General features: G+C 72.5%; 18 protein-coding genes. 8 read left to right on the forward strand and 10 right to left on the reverse strand.

What is annotated here, in order from left to right:
* Positions 1–76: 76 nt before the first annotated feature.
* From DVK05_RS08205 to glyA, 5 genes are all read right to left on the reverse strand, one after another.
* Complete coding sequence (locus DVK05_RS08205) at positions 77–619, reverse strand: metallophosphoesterase (RefSeq protein ID WP_121562885.1); 543 nt, start codon at positions 617–619, stop codon at positions 77–79.
* Between the two features lie 36 nt (positions 620–655).
* Positions 656–1657 carry an ornithine cyclodeaminase family protein gene (locus DVK05_RS08210; protein WP_121562886.1) on the reverse strand — a complete coding sequence of 334 codons (1002 nt, stop codon included), beginning with the start codon at positions 1655–1657 and terminating at the stop codon, positions 656–658.
* 95 nt (positions 1658–1752) lie between these two features.
* Positions 1753–2016: a hypothetical protein gene (locus tag DVK05_RS08215; protein WP_121562887.1), complete on the reverse strand. Its 264-nt coding sequence runs from the start codon at positions 2014–2016 to the stop codon at positions 1753–1755.
* A gap of 229 nt (positions 2017–2245) precedes the next feature.
* Positions 2246–2656, reverse strand: coding sequence for a DUF3054 domain-containing protein (locus DVK05_RS08220; protein ID WP_121562888.1), 411 nt, complete (start codon positions 2654–2656; stop codon positions 2246–2248).
* A 77-nt stretch (positions 2657–2733) separates the two neighbouring features.
* A complete protein-coding gene (gene glyA, locus DVK05_RS08225; RefSeq protein ID WP_121562889.1) occupies positions 2734–3981 on the reverse strand; it encodes a serine hydroxymethyltransferase in 1248 nt (415 codons plus the stop codon).
* 253 nt (positions 3982–4234) lie between these two features.
* Between glyA and tbsP the strand changes: the two genes are divergently transcribed.
* The 5 genes from tbsP (at position 4235) to DVK05_RS08250 (ending at position 9520) form a co-directional block, all read left to right on the forward strand.
* Positions 4235–5056 carry a transcriptional regulator TbsP gene (gene tbsP, locus DVK05_RS08230; RefSeq protein WP_121562890.1) on the forward strand — a complete coding sequence of 274 codons (822 nt, stop codon included), beginning with the start codon at positions 4235–4237 and terminating at the stop codon, positions 5054–5056.
* Positions 5057–5177: 121 nt separating this feature from the next.
* The gene (locus DVK05_RS08235; RefSeq protein ID WP_121562891.1) at positions 5178–6869 is read left to right on the forward strand and encodes a YcaO-like family protein; all 1692 of its coding nucleotides are present in this window, start codon (positions 5178–5180) and stop codon (positions 6867–6869) included.
* Positions 6870–6953: 84 nt separating this feature from the next.
* A complete protein-coding gene (locus DVK05_RS08240) occupies positions 6954–7292 on the forward strand; it encodes a cupin domain-containing protein (RefSeq protein WP_121562892.1) in 339 nt (112 codons plus the stop codon).
* A 101-nt stretch (positions 7293–7393) separates the two neighbouring features.
* Positions 7394–8671, forward strand: coding sequence for an aminotransferase class V-fold PLP-dependent enzyme (locus DVK05_RS08245; protein ID WP_121562893.1), 1278 nt, complete (start codon positions 7394–7396; stop codon positions 8669–8671).
* A gap of 255 nt (positions 8672–8926) precedes the next feature.
* Complete coding sequence (locus tag DVK05_RS08250; protein ID WP_121562894.1) at positions 8927–9520, forward strand: response regulator; 594 nt, start codon at positions 8927–8929, stop codon at positions 9518–9520.
* A 68-nt stretch (positions 9521–9588) separates the two neighbouring features.
* Here DVK05_RS08250 and DVK05_RS17290 read toward each other — a convergent pair whose 3' ends face one another.
* The gene (locus tag DVK05_RS17290) at positions 9589–9750 is read right to left on the reverse strand and encodes a hypothetical protein (RefSeq protein ID WP_173229912.1); all 162 of its coding nucleotides are present in this window, start codon (positions 9748–9750) and stop codon (positions 9589–9591) included.
* Positions 9751–9863: 113 nt separating this feature from the next.
* Here DVK05_RS17290 and DVK05_RS08255 point away from each other — a divergent pair, with 113 nt between their 5' ends.
* The 3 genes from DVK05_RS08255 to DVK05_RS08265 all read left to right on the forward strand — a co-directional run bounded on the left by DVK05_RS08255 (position 9864) and on the right by DVK05_RS08265 (position 13239).
* Positions 9864–10964 (forward strand): NADH:flavin oxidoreductase/NADH oxidase, encoded by a 1101-nt coding sequence (locus DVK05_RS08255; RefSeq protein ID WP_121562895.1) that lies wholly within the window; start codon positions 9864–9866, stop codon positions 10962–10964.
* Between the two features lie 112 nt (positions 10965–11076).
* Positions 11077–12324 (forward strand): enhanced intracellular survival protein Eis, encoded by a 1248-nt coding sequence (eis, locus tag DVK05_RS08260; protein ID WP_121562896.1) that lies wholly within the window; start codon positions 11077–11079, stop codon positions 12322–12324.
* A 75-nt stretch (positions 12325–12399) separates the two neighbouring features.
* A complete protein-coding gene (locus tag DVK05_RS08265; RefSeq protein WP_121562897.1) occupies positions 12400–13239 on the forward strand; it encodes a hypothetical protein in 840 nt (279 codons plus the stop codon).
* Between the two features lie 6 nt (positions 13240–13245).
* On the opposite strand, the gene DVK05_RS08270 is transcribed toward DVK05_RS08265, so the two are convergent.
* From DVK05_RS08270 to DVK05_RS08285, 4 genes are all read right to left on the reverse strand, one after another.
* On the reverse strand, positions 13246–13995 hold the full coding sequence (locus DVK05_RS08270) for a sugar phosphate isomerase/epimerase (RefSeq protein ID WP_121562898.1): 750 nt from the start codon (positions 13993–13995) through the stop codon (positions 13246–13248).
* Between the two features lie 115 nt (positions 13996–14110).
* Positions 14111–14317, reverse strand: a complete 207-nt coding sequence (locus DVK05_RS08275; RefSeq protein ID WP_053770670.1) for a hypothetical protein — start codon at positions 14315–14317, stop codon at positions 14111–14113.
* A 154-nt stretch (positions 14318–14471) separates the two neighbouring features.
* Positions 14472–15545: a methionine synthase gene (locus tag DVK05_RS08280; protein WP_121562899.1), complete on the reverse strand. Its 1074-nt coding sequence runs from the start codon at positions 15543–15545 to the stop codon at positions 14472–14474.
* The gene (locus tag DVK05_RS08285; RefSeq protein WP_121562900.1) at positions 15545–16561 is read right to left on the reverse strand and encodes a 5-methyltetrahydropteroyltriglutamate--homocysteine methyltransferase; all 1017 of its coding nucleotides are present in this window, start codon (positions 16559–16561) and stop codon (positions 15545–15547) included. The genes DVK05_RS08280 and DVK05_RS08285 overlap by 1 nt, the downstream gene beginning before the upstream one ends.
* Positions 16562–16596 lie beyond the last annotated feature (35 nt).

Raw genomic sequence — 16596 nt, forward strand, 5'->3', positions numbered from 1 at the left:
AGCGGCGATAAAACTCGGGGTGGGGGCGACGCGCGCCGCGCCGCCGTCGAACGGCGCCGCCGGTCGCCGGGCGCCGTCAGCCGTCGAGGACGTGGTGCGTCACCGCGTCGACGCCGGACTCCGCCATGTCGAGCGTCGCGACCCGGAACGCGTCGTCGGCGCCCGCGACCGGGATGGGGAGGCCGCCGGGGTTCACGCGGACGGTTCCGCCCCGCGCCTCGACGCCGTGCGCGTGGGTGTGGCCGTGGAACACGTAGTCGTAGTCGCCGCAGTCGACGAGCGCGTCGACGACGAGGCCGCTCGTGCCGTGGGTGACCGCGACGTCGACCGCGTCGTCGCCGGTCGCGTCGCCGCTCCCCGCGCCGTCGAACGAGAGCGCGGCGGCCTCCCCGTGGTAGGTGCCGAACTCCTCGACCGTCGACTCGACGGCCCACTCCCCGTCGTTGTTCCCGCGGACCGCGTGGAAGTCGAAGCCCGCGTCGAACGGGGTCGCGGAGAAGGGCGCGACGAAGTCGCCGCAGTGGACGACGGCGTCGACCCCCTCGCGCTCGAACAGCGAGACGGCCGCCTCGACGGCGGCGAGGTCGTCGTGCGTGTCGGAGACGATCCCAACGAGCATACCGGCCGAACGCCGGCAGGCCACTTCAACCTCCGGCTACTCTCCGGTCAGCGCCTCGCTCGCGGGCGCGAAGTCGACGATCTCGCCCCGCCCGGCGTCGCTCGCCCGCTCGTACAGCATGTGGGCGGCGGCGACCGTCTCCACCCCGGTCCCGCCCGAGTCGAAGACGGTCACCTCCTCGTCGCTCGTCCGGCCGGGGTGGTCGCCCGCGACGACCGCGCCGAGGTCGGCCGCGATCCCTTCCCCTTCCTCGATCAGACCCGCCGCGACCGCGGCGAGGTACGAGCCGGCGTCCTGCGTCGCGCGCGCTCTCAGGTCGGGGACGTAGGTGGCGCGCGCGACCAGCTCGGGGGGCAGCTCGTTCTTCTCCGGGTGGTACTGGCCCATCGCGGTGACGTGCGTGCCCGGCTCCACGTCGGCGTCGGCGATCACGGGGTCGCTCGCGGTCGTCGCGGTGATCACCACGTCGGCGCCCGCCAGCGCGTCGCTCGCGCTCTCGACCGCCGACACGTCGGCGTCGAGTCGCTCGTCGAAGTCGGCGGCGAACGACTCGCGGTTCTCCGCGGTCGGCGAGAAGACGCGGACCGCCTCGAACTCGCGGACCGTCGCGGTCGTCGCGACCTGCCCGCGCGCCTGCGCGCCGCTGCCGATCACGGCGAGTTCGGTCGCGTCGTCGCGGGCGAGCGCGTCGACCGCGACGGCGCCCGCGGCGCCGGTCTTGAACGGGTTCATCGACGCGCCGTCGAGCAGCGCGAGCGGCTCGCCGGACTCGGCGTCGAACAGCGGGGTCATGAACCACGCGTCGCCCGCGCCGAACCCCGCCGAGTAGGTGTACCCGCCCATCGCCCCCGTCTCCGGGAGGACCGCGGCGTAGGTGGTGAGCATGCCCGGCGGCTCGCGGTTGAACAGCTTCGTCCGCGGCTCGGCCGGCGCGCCCTCGCCCACCTGGCGGTACGCGTCGCGGACCGCCGCGACGTAGTCGGCCGGCTCCGCGAGGTCGTCGACGTCGCCGCTCGACAGGAACAGGGTTTCCGTCATACCCGACCACTCGCGGCGAGGGGACTAAACGGTACAGGACGCGGCGAGCGGTCGGGACGACGGGCCCGGACCGCGGGGGCCGGGCGGTCGTGCGCTCAGTCGGCGGCGCCCGCGGAGGAGCCGCCGGTCGCCGATCCGCCGGAGCGCTCGCCGGCCTCGCCGTCGAGCGACCGGCGCGCGGGCGCCTCGCCCGCGACTGGATTTCGGACGAACATCGCGTGAGCCATCACCGCGCCCGCGGCCGCGGCGCCGACCGGGAGCGCGGCGGTCAGGGACAGCCCGACCAGCGTGAGCGAGGCGGTCACACCGATCAACGCGCCCGGAATGAGCCCAAGGACGTAGTCGTAGTATCCAGCCATGCTGTCGTTGAATACTAATTGGATCGTCCGTATTAAATTTTTCTCGCGGTTCGTAGGCGGTTCGGCCGTGAACACACAGATGTAACTCATAACTTATGAGCCGCGCGATGGACCCGGGTAGCCGTTTCGGTCGGACGGGGAGAAAGGGCCTGCGCGGTCGGTCGCCGGAGGCGGCGGCGAGAAGGGGGCTGCGCGGTCGGTCGCCGGAGTCAGCGGCGGAACGCGGGAATTACCGCAGTCGGAAGTAGAGCGCGCGCCAGCCGCCGAGCGCGAGCGATCCCAGCACGAGCATGACGGCCGCGAAGGTGAGCTCGGCGCCGCCGCGGAAGACGAACGCGCGGAGCGCCAGCCCGACGACCGCCGCGGGGATCCACGACCTGACGACGAGCGGCACCGACGACTTCGCCGTCTCGGCCGCGCCCGCGGAGTAGGCGCCGACGAGCGGCGCCACCGCCGCCCAGCCGATCAGGAACGGGGCGTAGACGCCGGGGAGGTACAGCGGGTTGGCGGTGAGGAACGCGACCGACTGGTGGTTGAGCGTCCCGACGGTCAGGAGTAGGATCAACGCGATCACGTCGCCGACGACCAGCGGGGCGGCGTCGCGGTCGAGGCGAGCGGCGAGAAACGACGGAGCGTCCATACCGACCCCTGCGGGCCGCCCCCACTTTTACGCACGGATTCGTCGGCGCGGCCCGACCCCGCGACGGCGCCGGGCCGTCACTCGTACAGCGGGTGCGCCTCGCAGAGCTCGACGACGCGCTCGCCGACCTCGTAGATCACGTCGTCGCTGTCGGCGTTGTCGACGACGCGGTAGATCAGGTCGCCGACCTCCTCGATCGCGTCCGCGTCGAACCCGCGCGTCGTGAGCCCGGCGGTGCCCGCGCGGATCCCGGAGGGGTCGAACGGCGAGCGCGTCTCGCCGGGGACCGTGTTCCCGTTGAGGACGATGTTCGCGGCCGCCAGCGCGTCCTCGGCCTCGCCGCCCGAGAGGTCCGGGTGCGAGTCGCGCAGGTCGGCGAGCACGAGGTGGTTGTCGGTGCCGCCGGAGACCAGCGAGAGGCCGTGCTCTTGGAGCGTCTCGGCGAGCACCTCGGCGTTGTCGACCACGTTCCGGGCGTACTCCTCGAACTCGGGCTGGAGCGCCTCCTTGAACCCGACCGCCTTGCCGGCGACGTTGTGCATCAGCGGGCCGCCCTGCCCGCCGGGGAAGACCGCCGAGTCGACGTCGTCCGCGAACTCCGCGTCGCACATCACGATCCCGCCGCGGCCGGCGCGGATCGTCTTGTGGGTCGAGCCGGTGACGAAGTCGGCGACGCCGACCGGCGAGGGGTGGACGCCGGCGGCGACGAGCCCGGTGATGTGCGCGATGTCGGCGAGGTGGTAGGCGTCGACCGCGTCGGCGGCCGCCTGGATCTCCTCCCAGTCGACGGTGCGGGGGTACGCGGAGTAGCCCGAGACGATGATGTCCGGGTCGAACGACTCGGCGGTGTCCCGGAGCCCCTCGTAGTCGATGTAGCCGCTCTCGGGGTCGACCTCGTACTGCTCGACGTCGTACAGCTGCCCCGTGAAGTTCGCGGGGTGGCCGTGCGAGAGGTGGCCCCCGTGGTTCAGCTCCAGCGAGAGGATCTTGTCGCCGGGTTCGAGGACGGAGTAGTACACCGCCTGGTTCGCCTGCGTGCCGGAGTGGGGCTGGACGTTGACGTGGTCAGCGCCCCACAGCTCCTTCGCGCGTTCGATCGCCAGCTCCTCGACCTCGTCGGCGTACTCGCAGCCGGCGTAGTAGCGCGACCCCGGATAGCCCTCGGCGTACTTGTTGGTGAGGACGCTGCCCTGCGCCTCCAGTACCGCCTCGCTCACGTGGTTCTCGCTCGCGATCATCGCGAGCGTCTGCTCCTGTCTGTCGCGCTCGCCGGCCAGCGCGTCGGCGACCGCCGGGTCGACCTCCCGGACGTGCTCGTGGTCCATGTGCGAACCCGGGCGCGACCGCGCATTAATCCTTCCGTCGCCGCCGCGGCACCCCGCCGCCGACGGTCGCGCACGCGGCGTCGACGGCGACCGTCGAGGCGCCGATCGACCGGCGATCGACCGGCGACCGATCGGCGATCGCCGTCGGAGCTGATCGGGCGATTTCGGCCTTTTGAGGCCTGCTACGTGAGTTGTCCGAACCATGAATCCCGTTAATATTAAATACGCAACCGGCTTTTATACCGAGAGACAAATGGTATCGAATTTACTGGCGGCCGACGTCGAGGCGGCGCTCGAAGCGGCCTTCGCCGGGGGCGACGACGAGTTGCTCGTCGTGGACCCCTCCGCGGAGACGATCGTATCGCTGGTCGAGACCGCCGTCGGGCGGGACGACCTCCCGGAGCTGTCGATGCTCGCCGACGAACGCACCCTCAAGGACGTCATGGACGACTTCGTCGTCGCGTCCCGGGCGGCCGACCTCGTGGCCGACGGCGCCTTGGACCTCCGGGTGCTGGACGGCGAGGTCGACAACGCGCTGTTCGTCTCTCCCTCTCGGGTCGTGGCGCTCGTCACCGCCGGGGACGACGTCGCCGCGCTCTCGACCGACGACGGCGAGTTCGTCGACCAGGTGTACGAGTCCCACCGCGAGGCGTTCGAGGACGCCGAGCCGTACACGCTCCGCACGCCGGCGATCAGCCGGGTCCGCGAGACGATGGCGTCGGAGATCGGCGAGGAGGCCCGCGCCGACTTCGACGCCGTCCTCGACGCGACCGAGGGCGACGACGGCGCCGACCTCGACGAGGTGACCGTCTCGCTGCTCGTCGCGGCGAAGAACGACGTGCTGCTCTACGACATCTCGAAGTGGGGCGAGGACGTCGGGATCGCCTCGAAGGCGACGTTCTCCCGGACGAAGACGCGCCTGGAGGACCTGGGGATCATCGACACCGAGAAGGTCCCGATCGACGTCGGCCGCCCCCGGCTCCGCCTGAAGCTCGGCGACGAGCGGCTCGAAGGGGTCGACGCCGCCGACCTCGCCGCCGAGGCCGCCGAGATGATGGCGGCCACGCCGGCCTGAGCGGGCCGCCCGCCCGACCGCCGCCTCCCTCTCTTTCCTCGCGTCCCCGAGCGTTCTTCTCCGTCCGCCCTCCCGCGCCGCGGACCCGCGGCTTTTTTCCGCCGCCTCGCGTCCACGGGGTATGGATATCGGACTTGTCGGCGACGGCCCCGCGGTCGAGGCGGCCGGGGCCGCGCTCGGCGACGTCGACGTGAACGCGATGCCCGTGGAAGCGGAGCTGCTCGACGGGTTCGACCTCGCGGTCGTCGTCGACACCGCCGGGTCGGCGGCGTTCGCGACCGCGAACGAGCTGCTCGACCGGTGGGTCGCCGTCGAGGTGGGCGGGCTCGGCGGCGTCCCGCTCGCCGACCTCGACGCGGCGGTGACCGTCTTCGACGACGCCTGCTACGACTGCCTGCGCGCCCGGGTCGAGAGCGGCGGCGCGGAGCCCGCCGACGCCCCGACCGGCCGCCGCTCCGCCGTGCGCTACGCCGGCGCGGTGGCCGGGCGGCGGGCGATCCGCCTGCTCGCGGGCGACCCGGTGGCGGACACGGTCGCCGAGGTGCCCGGCGGCGAGCGGACGCTCCTCCCGGCGCCCGGGTGCGGCTGCGGCGCCGACCCCGGCGACGCGCTCCCGCGAGAGCACGCCGACCGCGACCTCGGCGAGACGCTCGACCGCGCGGAGCGCGCGGTCGACCCGCGGGTCGGCGCGCTGACCGAGGTCGGCGAGCAGGAGTCGTTCCCGCTGCCGTACTACGTCGCGCGGGTCGCGGACACGACGCCCTTCTCCGACGGCGACGCGGCCGACTTCGGCGGGGGCGCGGCCGCCGACTGGGACGCCGCGTTCATGAAGGCGCTCGGCGAGGGGTTAGAGCGCTACGCGGCCGGCGTCTACCGCGAGGCCGCGTTCACGCGCGCGCCGGCCGCGAACGTCCCGAACCCGGTCACCCCGGACGCCTTCGTGCGCCCCGAGAGCGCCGAGGCGTACGGCCGCGACGACCGGCTCCCGTGGGTCCGGGGCGAGCGGCTCGGGACCGGCGAGCCGGCGAGCCTCCCGGCGGAGTTCGTCCACTTCCCGCCGCCGGAGCGCCGGTACCGCCCGGCGATCACGACCGGGCTCGGGCTCGGGAGCTCCGGGCCGGACGCCGCGCTCTCCGGGCTCTACGAGGCGGTCGAGCGCGACGCGACGATGACCAGCTGGTACTCCACGACGGAGCCGCTCGGGCTCGACGTCGACGACCCCGGGTTCGCCGAGCTGGAGAAGCGGGCGCGCGCCGAGTCGCTGTCGGTGACGGCGCTGCTCGTCACGACCGACGTGGACGTGCCGGTCGTCGCCGTCGGCGTCGGCCGCGAGGGCGACTGGCCGCGGTTCGCCGCGGGGTCGGGCGCCGACCTCGACCCGGCCGCGGCGGCCCGGAGCGCGCTCGCGGAGGCGCTCCAGAACTGGACCGAGCTCCGCTCGATGGGCCGGGAGGCGGCCGACGAGCAGGGCGCCGCGATCGGCCACCACGCCGACCGCCCCGCCGAGACCGCGGCGTTCTTCGACCCGGACGCGACCGTCTCGACCGACGGGCTCGGCGAGCCGGCGCTGTCGGGCGAGGCCGAGCTCGCAGCCGTCGTCGACCGCGTCGAGGCCGTCGGCCTCGACCCGTACGTCGCGCGGGTGACGACGCGCGACCTCGCGTCGCTGGGGTTCGAGGCGGTCCGCGTGCTGGTGCCCGGCGCGCAGCCGCTGTTCACCGGCGAGCCGTTCTTCGGCGACCGCGCCCGCGACGTGCCGCGGTCGATGGGGTTCGAGCCCGCGCTCGACCGCCCGTACCACCCGTTCCCGTGAGAGCCCCGAGGCGGCGCCGGCGTCGCCCCGGCACCGGCTGCCCGTCCCCGCGGATTTAGGTGCCTCCGGGCCGCCGGAGCGCGTATGGACGTCGCACCCGACGCGGACGCGGAGGCGGTCGAGGCGGTCGACGGCGTGTTCCTCACCCAGGGGGCCGTCGGCGACGAGACCAGCATCCAGCGGTTCGAGATCGAACCGGGCGAGGGCGTGCCCGAGCACGACCACCCGCACGAGCAGATCGGCGTGATCACGGCCGGCCGGCTGACGTTCCTCGTCGACGGCGAGGAGCGGGTCGTCGGCCCCGACGACACGTACGTGATCCCCGGCGGCGAGCCGCACGCGGCCGAGAACCGGACCGACGAGCCCGTCGTCGGCTTCGACATCTTCGCGCCGCCGCGGGCGAATCCGGACTGGGGGGAGTAGCGGGGCGAACCCCCGCGGATCGCGGCGTTGCGCGCGTCCGCGATACCCGCAAGACGTACCGGACCGAAGGTGTGTTAGTGCTCGGGGCCCGATAACGGGTAATGGGAGTCCAAGAACAGTACCCGTTCGACGTGGAGGCGCTCCGCGCCGACTTCCCGGTCCTCGACCGGAAGGTGGGCGGGGACCCGGAGACCGCCGGGGAGGGCGAGGGCGACGACACCCCCCTCGTCTACCTCGACAACGCGGCGACCTCGCACACCCCCGACCCGGTCGTCGACGCCATCGCCGACTACTACCGGAGCTACAACGCCAACGTCCACCGCGGGATCCACCAGCTGAGCCAGGAGGCCTCCGTCGCCTACGAGGAGGCCCACGACGCGGTCGCCGACTTCATCGGCGCCGCGGGCCGCGAGGAGGTCGTCTTCACCAAGAACACGACCGAGGCGATGAACCTCGTCGCCTACGCCTGGGGCCTCGAAGAGCTCGGCCCGGGCGACAACGTCGTCCTCTCGGAGATGGAGCACCACGCCTCGCTCGTCACCTGGCAGCAGATCGGCAAGCGGACGGGCGCCGACGTGCGGTTCATCGACGTCACCGACGAGGGGCGGCTCGACATGGACCACGCCGCCGAGCTCATCGACGACGACACCGAGATGGTCTCGGTCGTCCACGTGTCGAACACGCTCGGCACGGTGAACCCGATCCGCGAGCTGGCCGACATGGCGCACGACCGCGACGCCTACGTCTTCGCCGACGCCGCGCAGTCGGTGCCGACGCGCCCGGTCGACGTGGAGGCGCTGGACGTCGACTTCCTCGCCTTCTCCGGCCACAAGATGTGCGGCCCGACCGGGATCGGCGCCCTCTACGGCCGCGAGGCGATCTTAGAGGAGATGCAGCCGTACCTCTACGGCGGCGACATGATCCGCCGCGTCTCCTTCGAGGACTCCACCTGGGAGGACCTGCCGTGGAAGTTCGAGGCCGGGACGCCCTCCATCGCGCAGGGGGTCGGCCTCGCGGCCGCCATCGAGTACTTAGAGGATATCGGCATGGACCGGATCGAGGCCCACGAGGACCTGCTGGCCGAGTACGCCTACGACGAGCTGACGGCGCTCGGCGGCGTCGAGATATACGGCCCGCCGGGCGACGACCGCGGCGGGCTCGTCTCGTTCAACGTCGAGGGCGTCCACGCCCACGACCTCTCCAGCATCCTCAACGACTACGGCGTCGCGATCCGCGCCGGCGACCACTGTACGCAGCCGCTCCACGACGAGATGGGCGTCGCCGCCACCGCGCGCGCCTCCTTCTACTTCTACAACACCGTCGAGGAGGTCGACGCGCTCGTCGACGCCGTCCGCGAGGCGCGCGACCTGTTCGCCTGAGCGGGCCGGGGGCCCGCCGACCCGCCGCCGCGGTCGGATACGCGGACGCGGACGCGACCCGGCGACGCGCCGCCCGCGCCGTCGGGGAACCGCTCGGCGTGTCTTCGGTTATACCACCGAATAATCGACGTAGGCGCCGTGACAACGGTGATCGCGCAATTATTATAACACCGCTACGGCAAATATTGTTCGAAGAAATATCACAACTCGCGTAGTGAGTCGCGCTCCGCCGAGTCGTCGCCCGCCGCCAAACGAATGACCGACCACACATCTCCGCCGTCAGACGCGCACGCGGACACGAACGCAGCCGCCGACCGATCAGCACAGCCAGCAGACGGGCCCGCGACGGAGGCCGACGGGCCGATCACCGTCCTCCAGGTCGAGCCCGACGCGCGCTCCGCCGAGCTGCTGGAGACGTTCGCGACGCGGCTCACCGAACGGGTCCGGATCCGCTCCGTCGAGCGCGTCGCCGCCGCCGTCGACGCGGTCGAGGAGGGCGTCGAGGTCGACGGCGAGCGGGTCGAAGTCGACTGCGTCGTGACCGAGCAGCGGCTCCCCGACGGCGACGGGGTCGGTCTCACCGGACGGCTCCGCGAGGCGGGCCACGAGGTCCCGGTCGTCTTTCACACGACGTGTTCGGGCGAGGAGTGCGAGGCGGCGGCGTTCGGCGCCGGCGCGGACGCCTACTTCGAGAAGCGGTCCGAGCGCGGCCGCTTCGGTTCGATACTCGATCGGATCCTCGCGGTCGTCGACGGGGATCGGGAGCGCGGGACGGCCGCGGCGCGGGCGACCGCGTCGCCGCCGCGCACATCGGGCTCGCCCCGCGGGACGCTCCGCTCCGAGGAGTGAAGTCGGGGGCGCCGAACGGCGCCGGAAGCGGAGCCGCCGCGGTGGCGCGGGCGGCGGGAGGAGGTTCGTTACCGTTCGAGTTCGACCGTGAGGTCGGTCGCGATCCACGCGTCGGTGTTGCCCTGTTCTGCGAAGACGGTCCGGTCCTGCGAACAGCGGGTCGCGGCGACCGTCGGCCGCTCGTCGGTCGCCGACTCGGCGTCCCGCTCGATCCGGTCTCCCGTTGTCATTACAACCCGCTCAGTGGCCGGCGGTGTTATAGATTTCGGTCGGCCTAAACCACAGGCGGCGATCCGCGCGGGGGATCGGAGGGCCTTACGTGGCGGGGGTCGTTCGTCGACCCGTGACTGACACGCTGTTCACGCCGCTCGCGCTCCGCGACACAGAGTTCCGAAACCGGGTGATGCTGTCGCCGATGTGCCAGTACTCCGCCGACGACGGCCTGGCGAACGACTGGCACCGCGTCCACCTCGGCGCCCGCGCCGCCGGGGGCGCCGGCGTCGTGATGACCGAGGCGACCGCCGTCGAGGCCCGCGGCCGGATCACGCCGAACTGCCTCGGGATCTGGTCCGACGAGCACGCCGAGGCGATCGAGCCGATCGTCGAGTTCGTCCGGTCGCAGGGCGCGACGCCCGGGATCCAACTGGCCCACGCCGGGCGGAAGGCCTCCCACAGCCCGCCCGCGGAGGGGGGCGATCCCATCCCCGCCGACGAGCCCGCAGGCTGGGAGACCGTCTCCGCCAGCGACAAGCCGTACCCGCATTCCGAGGTCGACGACGGGGACCTGGCCGACACCCGACGGCTCGACGGGGACGGGATCGACGCGGTGATCGACTCCTTCGTGGCCGCCGCGGAGCGGGCGCGCGACGTCGGCTTCGAGGTCGCGGAGGTCCACGCGGCCCACGGCTACCTGCTCCACCAGTTCCTGTCGCCGGTCACCAACGACCGCGACGACGAGTACGGCGGGAGCTTCGAGGACCGCACCCGGCTCCTCCGGGAGGTCGTCGCGGCCGTCCGCGAGGTCTGGCCCGACGGCAAGCCGATCTTCGTCCGGATCTCCGCGACCGACTGGCTCCCCGACCGCGACTCGTGGGACGTGGACGACTCGGTCCGGCTGGCCCCCCTGCTGGCCGAGGCCGGCGCCGACCTGATCGACGTCTCCGGCGGCGGTATCCACCCGGACCAGGAGATCCCGAGCGCGGGACCGGGCTATCAGGTGCCCTACGCCGAGGCGGTCCGCGAGGGGACCGACGTGCCCGTGGCCGCCGTCGGGGGGATCACGGAGCCGACCCACGCCGACGCCCTCGTCCGGAACGGGCGGGCCGACCTCGTCGCGCTCGGCCGCGAGATGCTCCGCCACCCGTACTGGCCGCTGGAGGCCGCCCACGAGCTCGGCGAGGAGGCCGAGTGGCCGGTCCAGTACCGGCGCGGTCAGTTCGACTGAACGAGCCGCCGAAGCGACCGCCGACCGGACGACCGGGCGACGGCCGACCGGAGCATGAGAACCACGCGCAGGCGCCGGGAAGGCTTATCAGGCTCCCGGGCGCCGACGGCGTATGGGCGACCTCGACTACCGGCCCTTCCCCGAGGAGCGCGGCGACGAGTTCAGCGCGTTCATGCGCTACGCCTTCTCGCCCGAGGAGGGGCCGTACGACCCCGAGGAGGACGACGACGACCGCGAGCACCTCGCGGAGTACCGGGGGCTGTTCGACGGCGACGAGCCCGTTGCGGTGTGCGGGCACCACGACTTCTCGCTCCGGATCCGGGGACGCGACCGCGACGTGGCCGGCCTCTCGGCGGTCGCCTCGCCGCCCGAGCACCGGCGCAACGGGCACATCGAGCGGCTCCTCCGCGAGTCGCTGACGGAGTACCGCGACGACGGGGTGCGCTTCTCCGCGCTGTGGCCCTTCGAGCACCCGTTCTACCGCCGGTACGGCTGGGGGACGGTGAACCGCTACCGCTGGGTGAAGGCGCCGCCGGAGCAGCTGGCGTTCGCGGCCGAGGAGAGCGACGGCAGCGACGAGGCGGGCCGGTTCCGCCGGCTCGGCGAGGACGACCACGGCGCGGCCGCCGACCTGCTGGCCGCGACCGCGGAGCGCTACGACTTCACGATGGCGCGGACCGCGGCGTGGTGGCGCGAGCGCACCCTCCGGGGGTGGCAGACGGACCCGTACGTGTACGGCTTCGAGCGCGACGGCGGGCTCCGCGCGCTCCTCTCGTACACCTTCAAGGAGCGCGACGACGGCGACGGGCGCGCGATGGTCGTCTCCGACGCCGCCGTCGCCGACCCCGCCGACTGGAACCGCGTCTTCCGGTTCTGTCGCGACCACGACTCGCAGGTCGAGCGCGTTCGGCTCCGCCTCCCCGCCGACGTGAGCCTCCTCGACCGGGTCGACGACCCGCGCGCGGTGACCGAGGAGGTCCGCGCCGGCCCCATGTTCCGGCTCGTCGACGTCCCCGAGGCGCTGCCCGCGCTGGCGCCCGACCCCGGGCTCGAAACCGCGTTCACGCTCGCCGTCGACGATCCGCTCGTCGACTGGCACGACCGACCGATCCGGGTGACCGTGGAGGGCGGCGAGGTCGCCGCCGAGCGAGTTGAGGACGCTGATGAGGGTGATTCCGCGGCCGCCGACGTGACCGCCGGGATCGGCGCGCTCTCGCAGCTGTACGCCGGCTACCGCGGCGTCGACGACCTTCGGGCGCACGCCGACCTCGACGTGTCGAGCGACGCCCCGGACGGCCTCGCGGCCGACCTGTCCGCCCTGTTCCCGCCGCGGCGCACGTTCCTGCGCGAGGGGTTCTGAGCGCCGCGCCGCGACCGATCGGGGCGCCACGCGGCGCTGCCGGGCTTTTTATTCGCGGCCCGCCTACGAGGCGGCATGAGTTCCCGCGACCGACGCGACGACGACCTCGAGGAGCGGCTCGACGAGCTCGAATCGGTGTTGGGCGAGCTCCGCGCCGACCTCCGGGAGAGCGAGCGCGACCGCCGCGGGCCGCCGCGGCCGCCCCGGCTCTCGGAGCTGGTGCGGTTCACCGAACAGTACACCATCCCGACGGTCATCGCGCTGCTGGAGACGACGATCAAGTCGCTGGAACTGCTCCGGGGCACCCTCCGGCTCGCCGACCCCGGCCGGAGCGTCGCCGAGGGGACCGAGGGCGCGGGCGACCGCCTCGCCGACGTCCGCGACGGCGCGACGGCCGGGCTCGCCCGGTCGCTCTCGGAGCTTCGCACCGCGCTCTCGGAGGCCGACCTCCCCGAGGACGCCGCCTCCCGGTCGATCATCGCCGACGCCCGCGACCTCACCGCGGAGATCGAGTCCCGGATCGACGAGGGGCGCCGCGAGGCGGACGCCGCCCGGGACCGCCGGCTCGGGCGCGACCGCGACCGGGGCCGCGGCGACGAGGACGGATCCCGGAGCGCGCCGGACGCCGGGCGTAACGACGACAGCCCGGTCCAGATCGACGTGACCGAGCCCGGCGACGGCGGCGACGACGCCGAGAGCGAGGCGGCCGAAGACGACCCGCCGGAGGTGGACGTCGAGTCCGAGTTGGAGTCGATAAAGCGCCAGATCGACGGGGACGCTGCGGGGGACGAGACCGACGCGGAGGCGGTCGAGGCCGACGATGCGCACGACGACGGAGACGACGCGAGCGCGGACGACACCGCGAGCGCGGACGACGATGCGGACGGGCAGGGCGACGACGACCGGGCGGACTGACGCCCGTCAGAAGGAGGCGCCGAGCCGGTCGGCGACGCGCTCCGCGGAGTCGACGAGGAGCGCCTCGTCGTCGGTGAACACTTCGAGCGCGACCGTGCCGTCGAAGCCGGCGAGTTCGGACGCGACGAGGTCGTAGTCGACCTCGCCGGCGCCCACGGGGAGGTGCGTGTCGCCGCGGCGGCGGGCGTCGTGGCAGTGGAGGTGCGAGACCCGGTCGCCGTGGCTCCGGAGGAACCGCTTGATCGCCTTGTTGCCGCCCTCCATGTAGGCGTGGCCCACGTCGAAGCAGACCGGCGTCCCGGTCTCGCGGGCGAGGTCGCCGAGGACGGAGAGCTGGAGCCCCGCGTGCTGGTGGCCGACGTTCTCGACGACGACCTCGACGCCCGCCTCGCGGCCGGCGTCGGCGACGCGGCGGAGCTGCTCGGCCGCGGTCTCGCGGAACTCGATGTCGTCGCGGTCGGCGGAGGTGGCGTGGATGACCGCCTTCTCGGCGCCGAGGTCGCCGGCGGCCGACAGGAGCCGGCGCTGGTAGTCGACGATGGCGTCGTTGACCTCGGGGACGTACGTCGCCAGCCGCTGGCTGTACGGGAGGTGGACGAGCAGGTCGCGACCGGCGAGCGCGTCGGTCAGCCGCTCCGGGTCGATCTCGCCGGGGACGAGCGTCGGCTCGCCGACCCCGACCTCACAGAAGTCGAACCGCGTCGGAGACGCCGCGAGGCGGTCGAGGTCGTCGCCGACGGTGAGACCGATCTCCATGTCGGTGGTGGGGTCGGCGCGGTTTTATAAATAGTGGCGCGGGCTCCGCAGCGCGGTCGGGACCGAGCGCGGCCGCGACGCGCCCCGATCGCTCGGCCGCCGGGACCCGCGTCTGTCAGTACCGGTCCGGCGCGGAGTCCACGTACCCCTTCAACGCGATCGGAACCACGAAGAAGCCGATCACGCAGGCGATCGTGACCGCGATCTGGTCCGCCCTCGGGAGGTCGCCGAGCCCGACGAGCAGCGTCAGCGACGTGCCGAGGTACAGGAACGCGATCGCCCATCGAACGGCGGGGTTCGCCAGCAGCCGAACGGCGTTCACTGACGAGCCGTACGCGGTCTCAGTACGAAACGTTTGGCCTCGGTCCGACCGCGCTCGCAGCGGTCGTAGGCTTCGGAGGAGGTATCGCCGACCCGGAGCGCCACCGAAGGGCCGAGCCACGAGAGTAGTCCCGAGGCGAACCGTCGGCGGCGCCTCAGTCGTCCGCGAGCGGGTTCTCCACGTCGATCTCGCCGGCGTCGATCTCGGCCTCGACCTCGCGGACAGCGGTCACCATGTTCTCGGTCTTGCCGTACGCGACCTCGCGGGGAAGCAGCTTCAGCCCGCAGTCGGGGGAGATCGTGAGCTTCTCCGGCGGCACGACGCGCAGGCCCTGCCGGATGTTCGCTTTGATCTCCTCGACCGGTTCGATCTCGGCCGTGTGAGCGTCGACGACGCCGAGCGCGAGGTCGGGCTCGAACTCGGGGTCGGTGAACGTCGGGATCTGCTCGAAGTCGCCGTTACACAGCTCCACGTCGAACTCGTCGATCGGGTAGTCGTTGATCTCGGGGTAGATCCGCGAGTAGTCGCCGTAGCAGACGTGGAGGCCGATGCGGACCTCCTCGGGGATGCCCGCGGCGATGCGTTCGAGCGCCTCGCCGACGATGGCGTGGTCCTCGGGGGTCGTCGCCAGCGCGGGCTCGTCGATCTGGATGTAGCGGGCGCCCGCCTCGACCAGCTTCTCGACCTCCTCGTTGACGAGGTCGGCGAGGTCGTAGACGAGCTCCTCGGTGGAGGGGTACGCCTCGTTGAACGCCCAGAAGCCGAGGGTGTACGGCCCCGTGATCGGGACCTTGACCGGGCGTTCCGCGACGTTCGAGGTGAACTCGAACTCGTCGACGAGCCACGGCTCGTCGTACGCGACCTCCTCGACGACGCTCGGCTTGTCGAAGTAGTTGTGGCCCCACACCTTCACCGGCCCGTTGAACTCGTAGCCGTCGATGCGGTCGGCGAAGAACTCCACCATCTCGTTGCGGCGCATCTCGCCGTCGACGACCGTGTCGAGGCCGGCGCGCTCGTGCTCGTGCGTGATGAGCCGACAGGCGTCGTCGTGGGCCTCTTCGAGGTCAGACTCGTCGAACTTCGAGTCGGGGTCCTCGACCAGCTCGTCGGCCCGGTTGAGCCACTTCGGCTTCGGGTACGAGCCGACGACGGTCGACAGCAGGAACGTGTCGTTCGGGTGGTCGTGCGGGCGGAACTGGTCGCGGTTGGCGGACGGGTTTCGGACCATCAGTCGAGCACCTCCGCGGCGGCGGCGAGCGCGTTCAGCTTCTCGCGGTACTTGTTCGTCGGCAGGTAGAACAGCTCGGTGTTCGGCGTGAGGTAGGTCCGGTCGAACCCTTCGAGCGGGATCTGCGACTCGAACCACTCGACGCGCTCCGCGACCGTCTCGGCCTCCTCGACGAGCGTGTTCTGCCCGTCGACGAGCCCGAGCGACAGCGAGTCGGTCGAGCCGAACTCCTGGACGTTGTAGACGGTGTCGTCGCGGTCGCCGGCGACGAGGTCGAGCCCGATTGCGTCCGCGCCCGCCTCGTCGACGAGGTGGGCGTACAGCTTCTCGCCGAGCGCGCCGTAGAACGTCTGGACGACCACGTCGGCGTCGGTCGCGTCGGCGACCGTCGCGATGGCGTCCGTCGCCGTCGACTCGTCGCCCTCGGCGGGCGGGTCCGTGACGAGCGAGGGTTCGAGGAGGAACAGCGTCTCGTGGGCCGGGAACGCCGCGACCTCGTCCGCGAGGAACTCGGCGACCGCGGCCTGGAACTCGGCCTCGTCGCCGTAGTGCTCGTCGGTCGCGAGGGCCGCGAGCGAGTACGGGCCGGGGAGCGTCGCGGCGAGCGACGCGTCGTCGCCGCCGTCGGCGGCCGCGAGCAGGTCGGCCGCGTCCGTCAGTTCGTCCGCCACGTCGCCCGAGAAGCGGAGGTCGTCGACGACGCGCGGGTCGCGGTAGAAGTTGTTGTTGTCGTAGTACCGGACGATCCCGCCGGTCTCGACCGCGTCGCTGACGGTCAGCGGGTGCGCGATCATGTCGTCCCAGCGGCCCTGCCCCTCGGAGATCAGGTCGAGGCCGGCGTCGAGTTGGTGGTCGACGTACTCGGCGCGCACCTCGTCGTACTCCGCGACGATCGCTTCGCCCTCGTCGCCGCTCAGGAGGTCCCCCTTCTGGTGACCCTTCAGGTCGGAGAGCGTCTCTTTCGCCCGGTCCGGGAGCGGATACAGCCCCGGCGTCGCCGCGACACGTTCGGTCATCACCGTCCGTTAGATATGCCGTCGTATAATATTTG

The sequence above is a fragment of the Halorubrum sp. Atlit-8R genome, assembly GCF_003666025.1.
Taxonomy (GTDB): domain Archaea; phylum Halobacteriota; class Halobacteria; order Halobacteriales; family Haloferacaceae; genus Halorubrum; species Halorubrum salinarum.

What these genes read in the sequence shown, in the direction of transcription:
- eis (WP_121562896.1), top strand. Translation starts at nt 11,077, where the DNA reads ATGGGCGACCTCGACTACCGGCCCTTCCCCGAGGAGCGCGGCGACGAG.
- DVK05_RS08250 (WP_121562894.1), top strand. Translation starts at nt 8,927, where the DNA reads ATGACCGACCACACATCTCCGCCGTCAGACGCGCACGCGGACACGAAC.
- DVK05_RS08285 (WP_121562900.1), bottom strand. Translation starts at nt 16,561, where the DNA reads ATGACCGAACGTGTCGCGGCGACGCCGGGGCTGTATCCGCTCCCGGAC.
- DVK05_RS08205 (WP_121562885.1), bottom strand. Translation starts at nt 619, where the DNA reads ATGCTCGTTGGGATCGTCTCCGACACGCACGACGACCTCGCCGCCGTC.
- DVK05_RS08220 (WP_121562888.1), bottom strand. Translation starts at nt 2,656, where the DNA reads ATGGACGCTCCGTCGTTTCTCGCCGCTCGCCTCGACCGCGACGCCGCC.
- DVK05_RS08280 (WP_121562899.1), bottom strand. Translation starts at nt 15,545, where the DNA reads ATGGTCCGAAACCCGTCCGCCAACCGCGACCAGTTCCGCCCGCACGAC.
- DVK05_RS08235 (WP_121562891.1), top strand. Translation starts at nt 5,178, where the DNA reads ATGGATATCGGACTTGTCGGCGACGGCCCCGCGGTCGAGGCGGCCGGG.
- DVK05_RS08240 (WP_121562892.1), top strand. Translation starts at nt 6,954, where the DNA reads ATGGACGTCGCACCCGACGCGGACGCGGAGGCGGTCGAGGCGGTCGAC.
- DVK05_RS08210 (WP_121562886.1), bottom strand. Translation starts at nt 1,657, where the DNA reads ATGACGGAAACCCTGTTCCTGTCGAGCGGCGACGTCGACGACCTCGCG.
- DVK05_RS08245 (WP_121562893.1), top strand. Translation starts at nt 7,394, where the DNA reads ATGGGAGTCCAAGAACAGTACCCGTTCGACGTGGAGGCGCTCCGCGCC.
- DVK05_RS08215 (WP_121562887.1), bottom strand. Translation starts at nt 2,016, where the DNA reads ATGGCTGGATACTACGACTACGTCCTTGGGCTCATTCCGGGCGCGTTG.
- DVK05_RS17290 (WP_173229912.1), bottom strand. Translation starts at nt 9,750, where the DNA reads ATGACAACGGGAGACCGGATCGAGCGGGACGCCGAGTCGGCGACCGAC.
- tbsP (WP_121562890.1), top strand. Translation starts at nt 4,235, where the DNA reads ATGGTATCGAATTTACTGGCGGCCGACGTCGAGGCGGCGCTCGAAGCG.
- DVK05_RS08265 (WP_121562897.1), top strand. Translation starts at nt 12,400, where the DNA reads ATGAGTTCCCGCGACCGACGCGACGACGACCTCGAGGAGCGGCTCGAC.
- DVK05_RS08270 (WP_121562898.1), bottom strand. Translation starts at nt 13,995, where the DNA reads ATGGAGATCGGTCTCACCGTCGGCGACGACCTCGACCGCCTCGCGGCG.
- glyA (WP_121562889.1), bottom strand. Translation starts at nt 3,981, where the DNA reads ATGGACCACGAGCACGTCCGGGAGGTCGACCCGGCGGTCGCCGACGCG.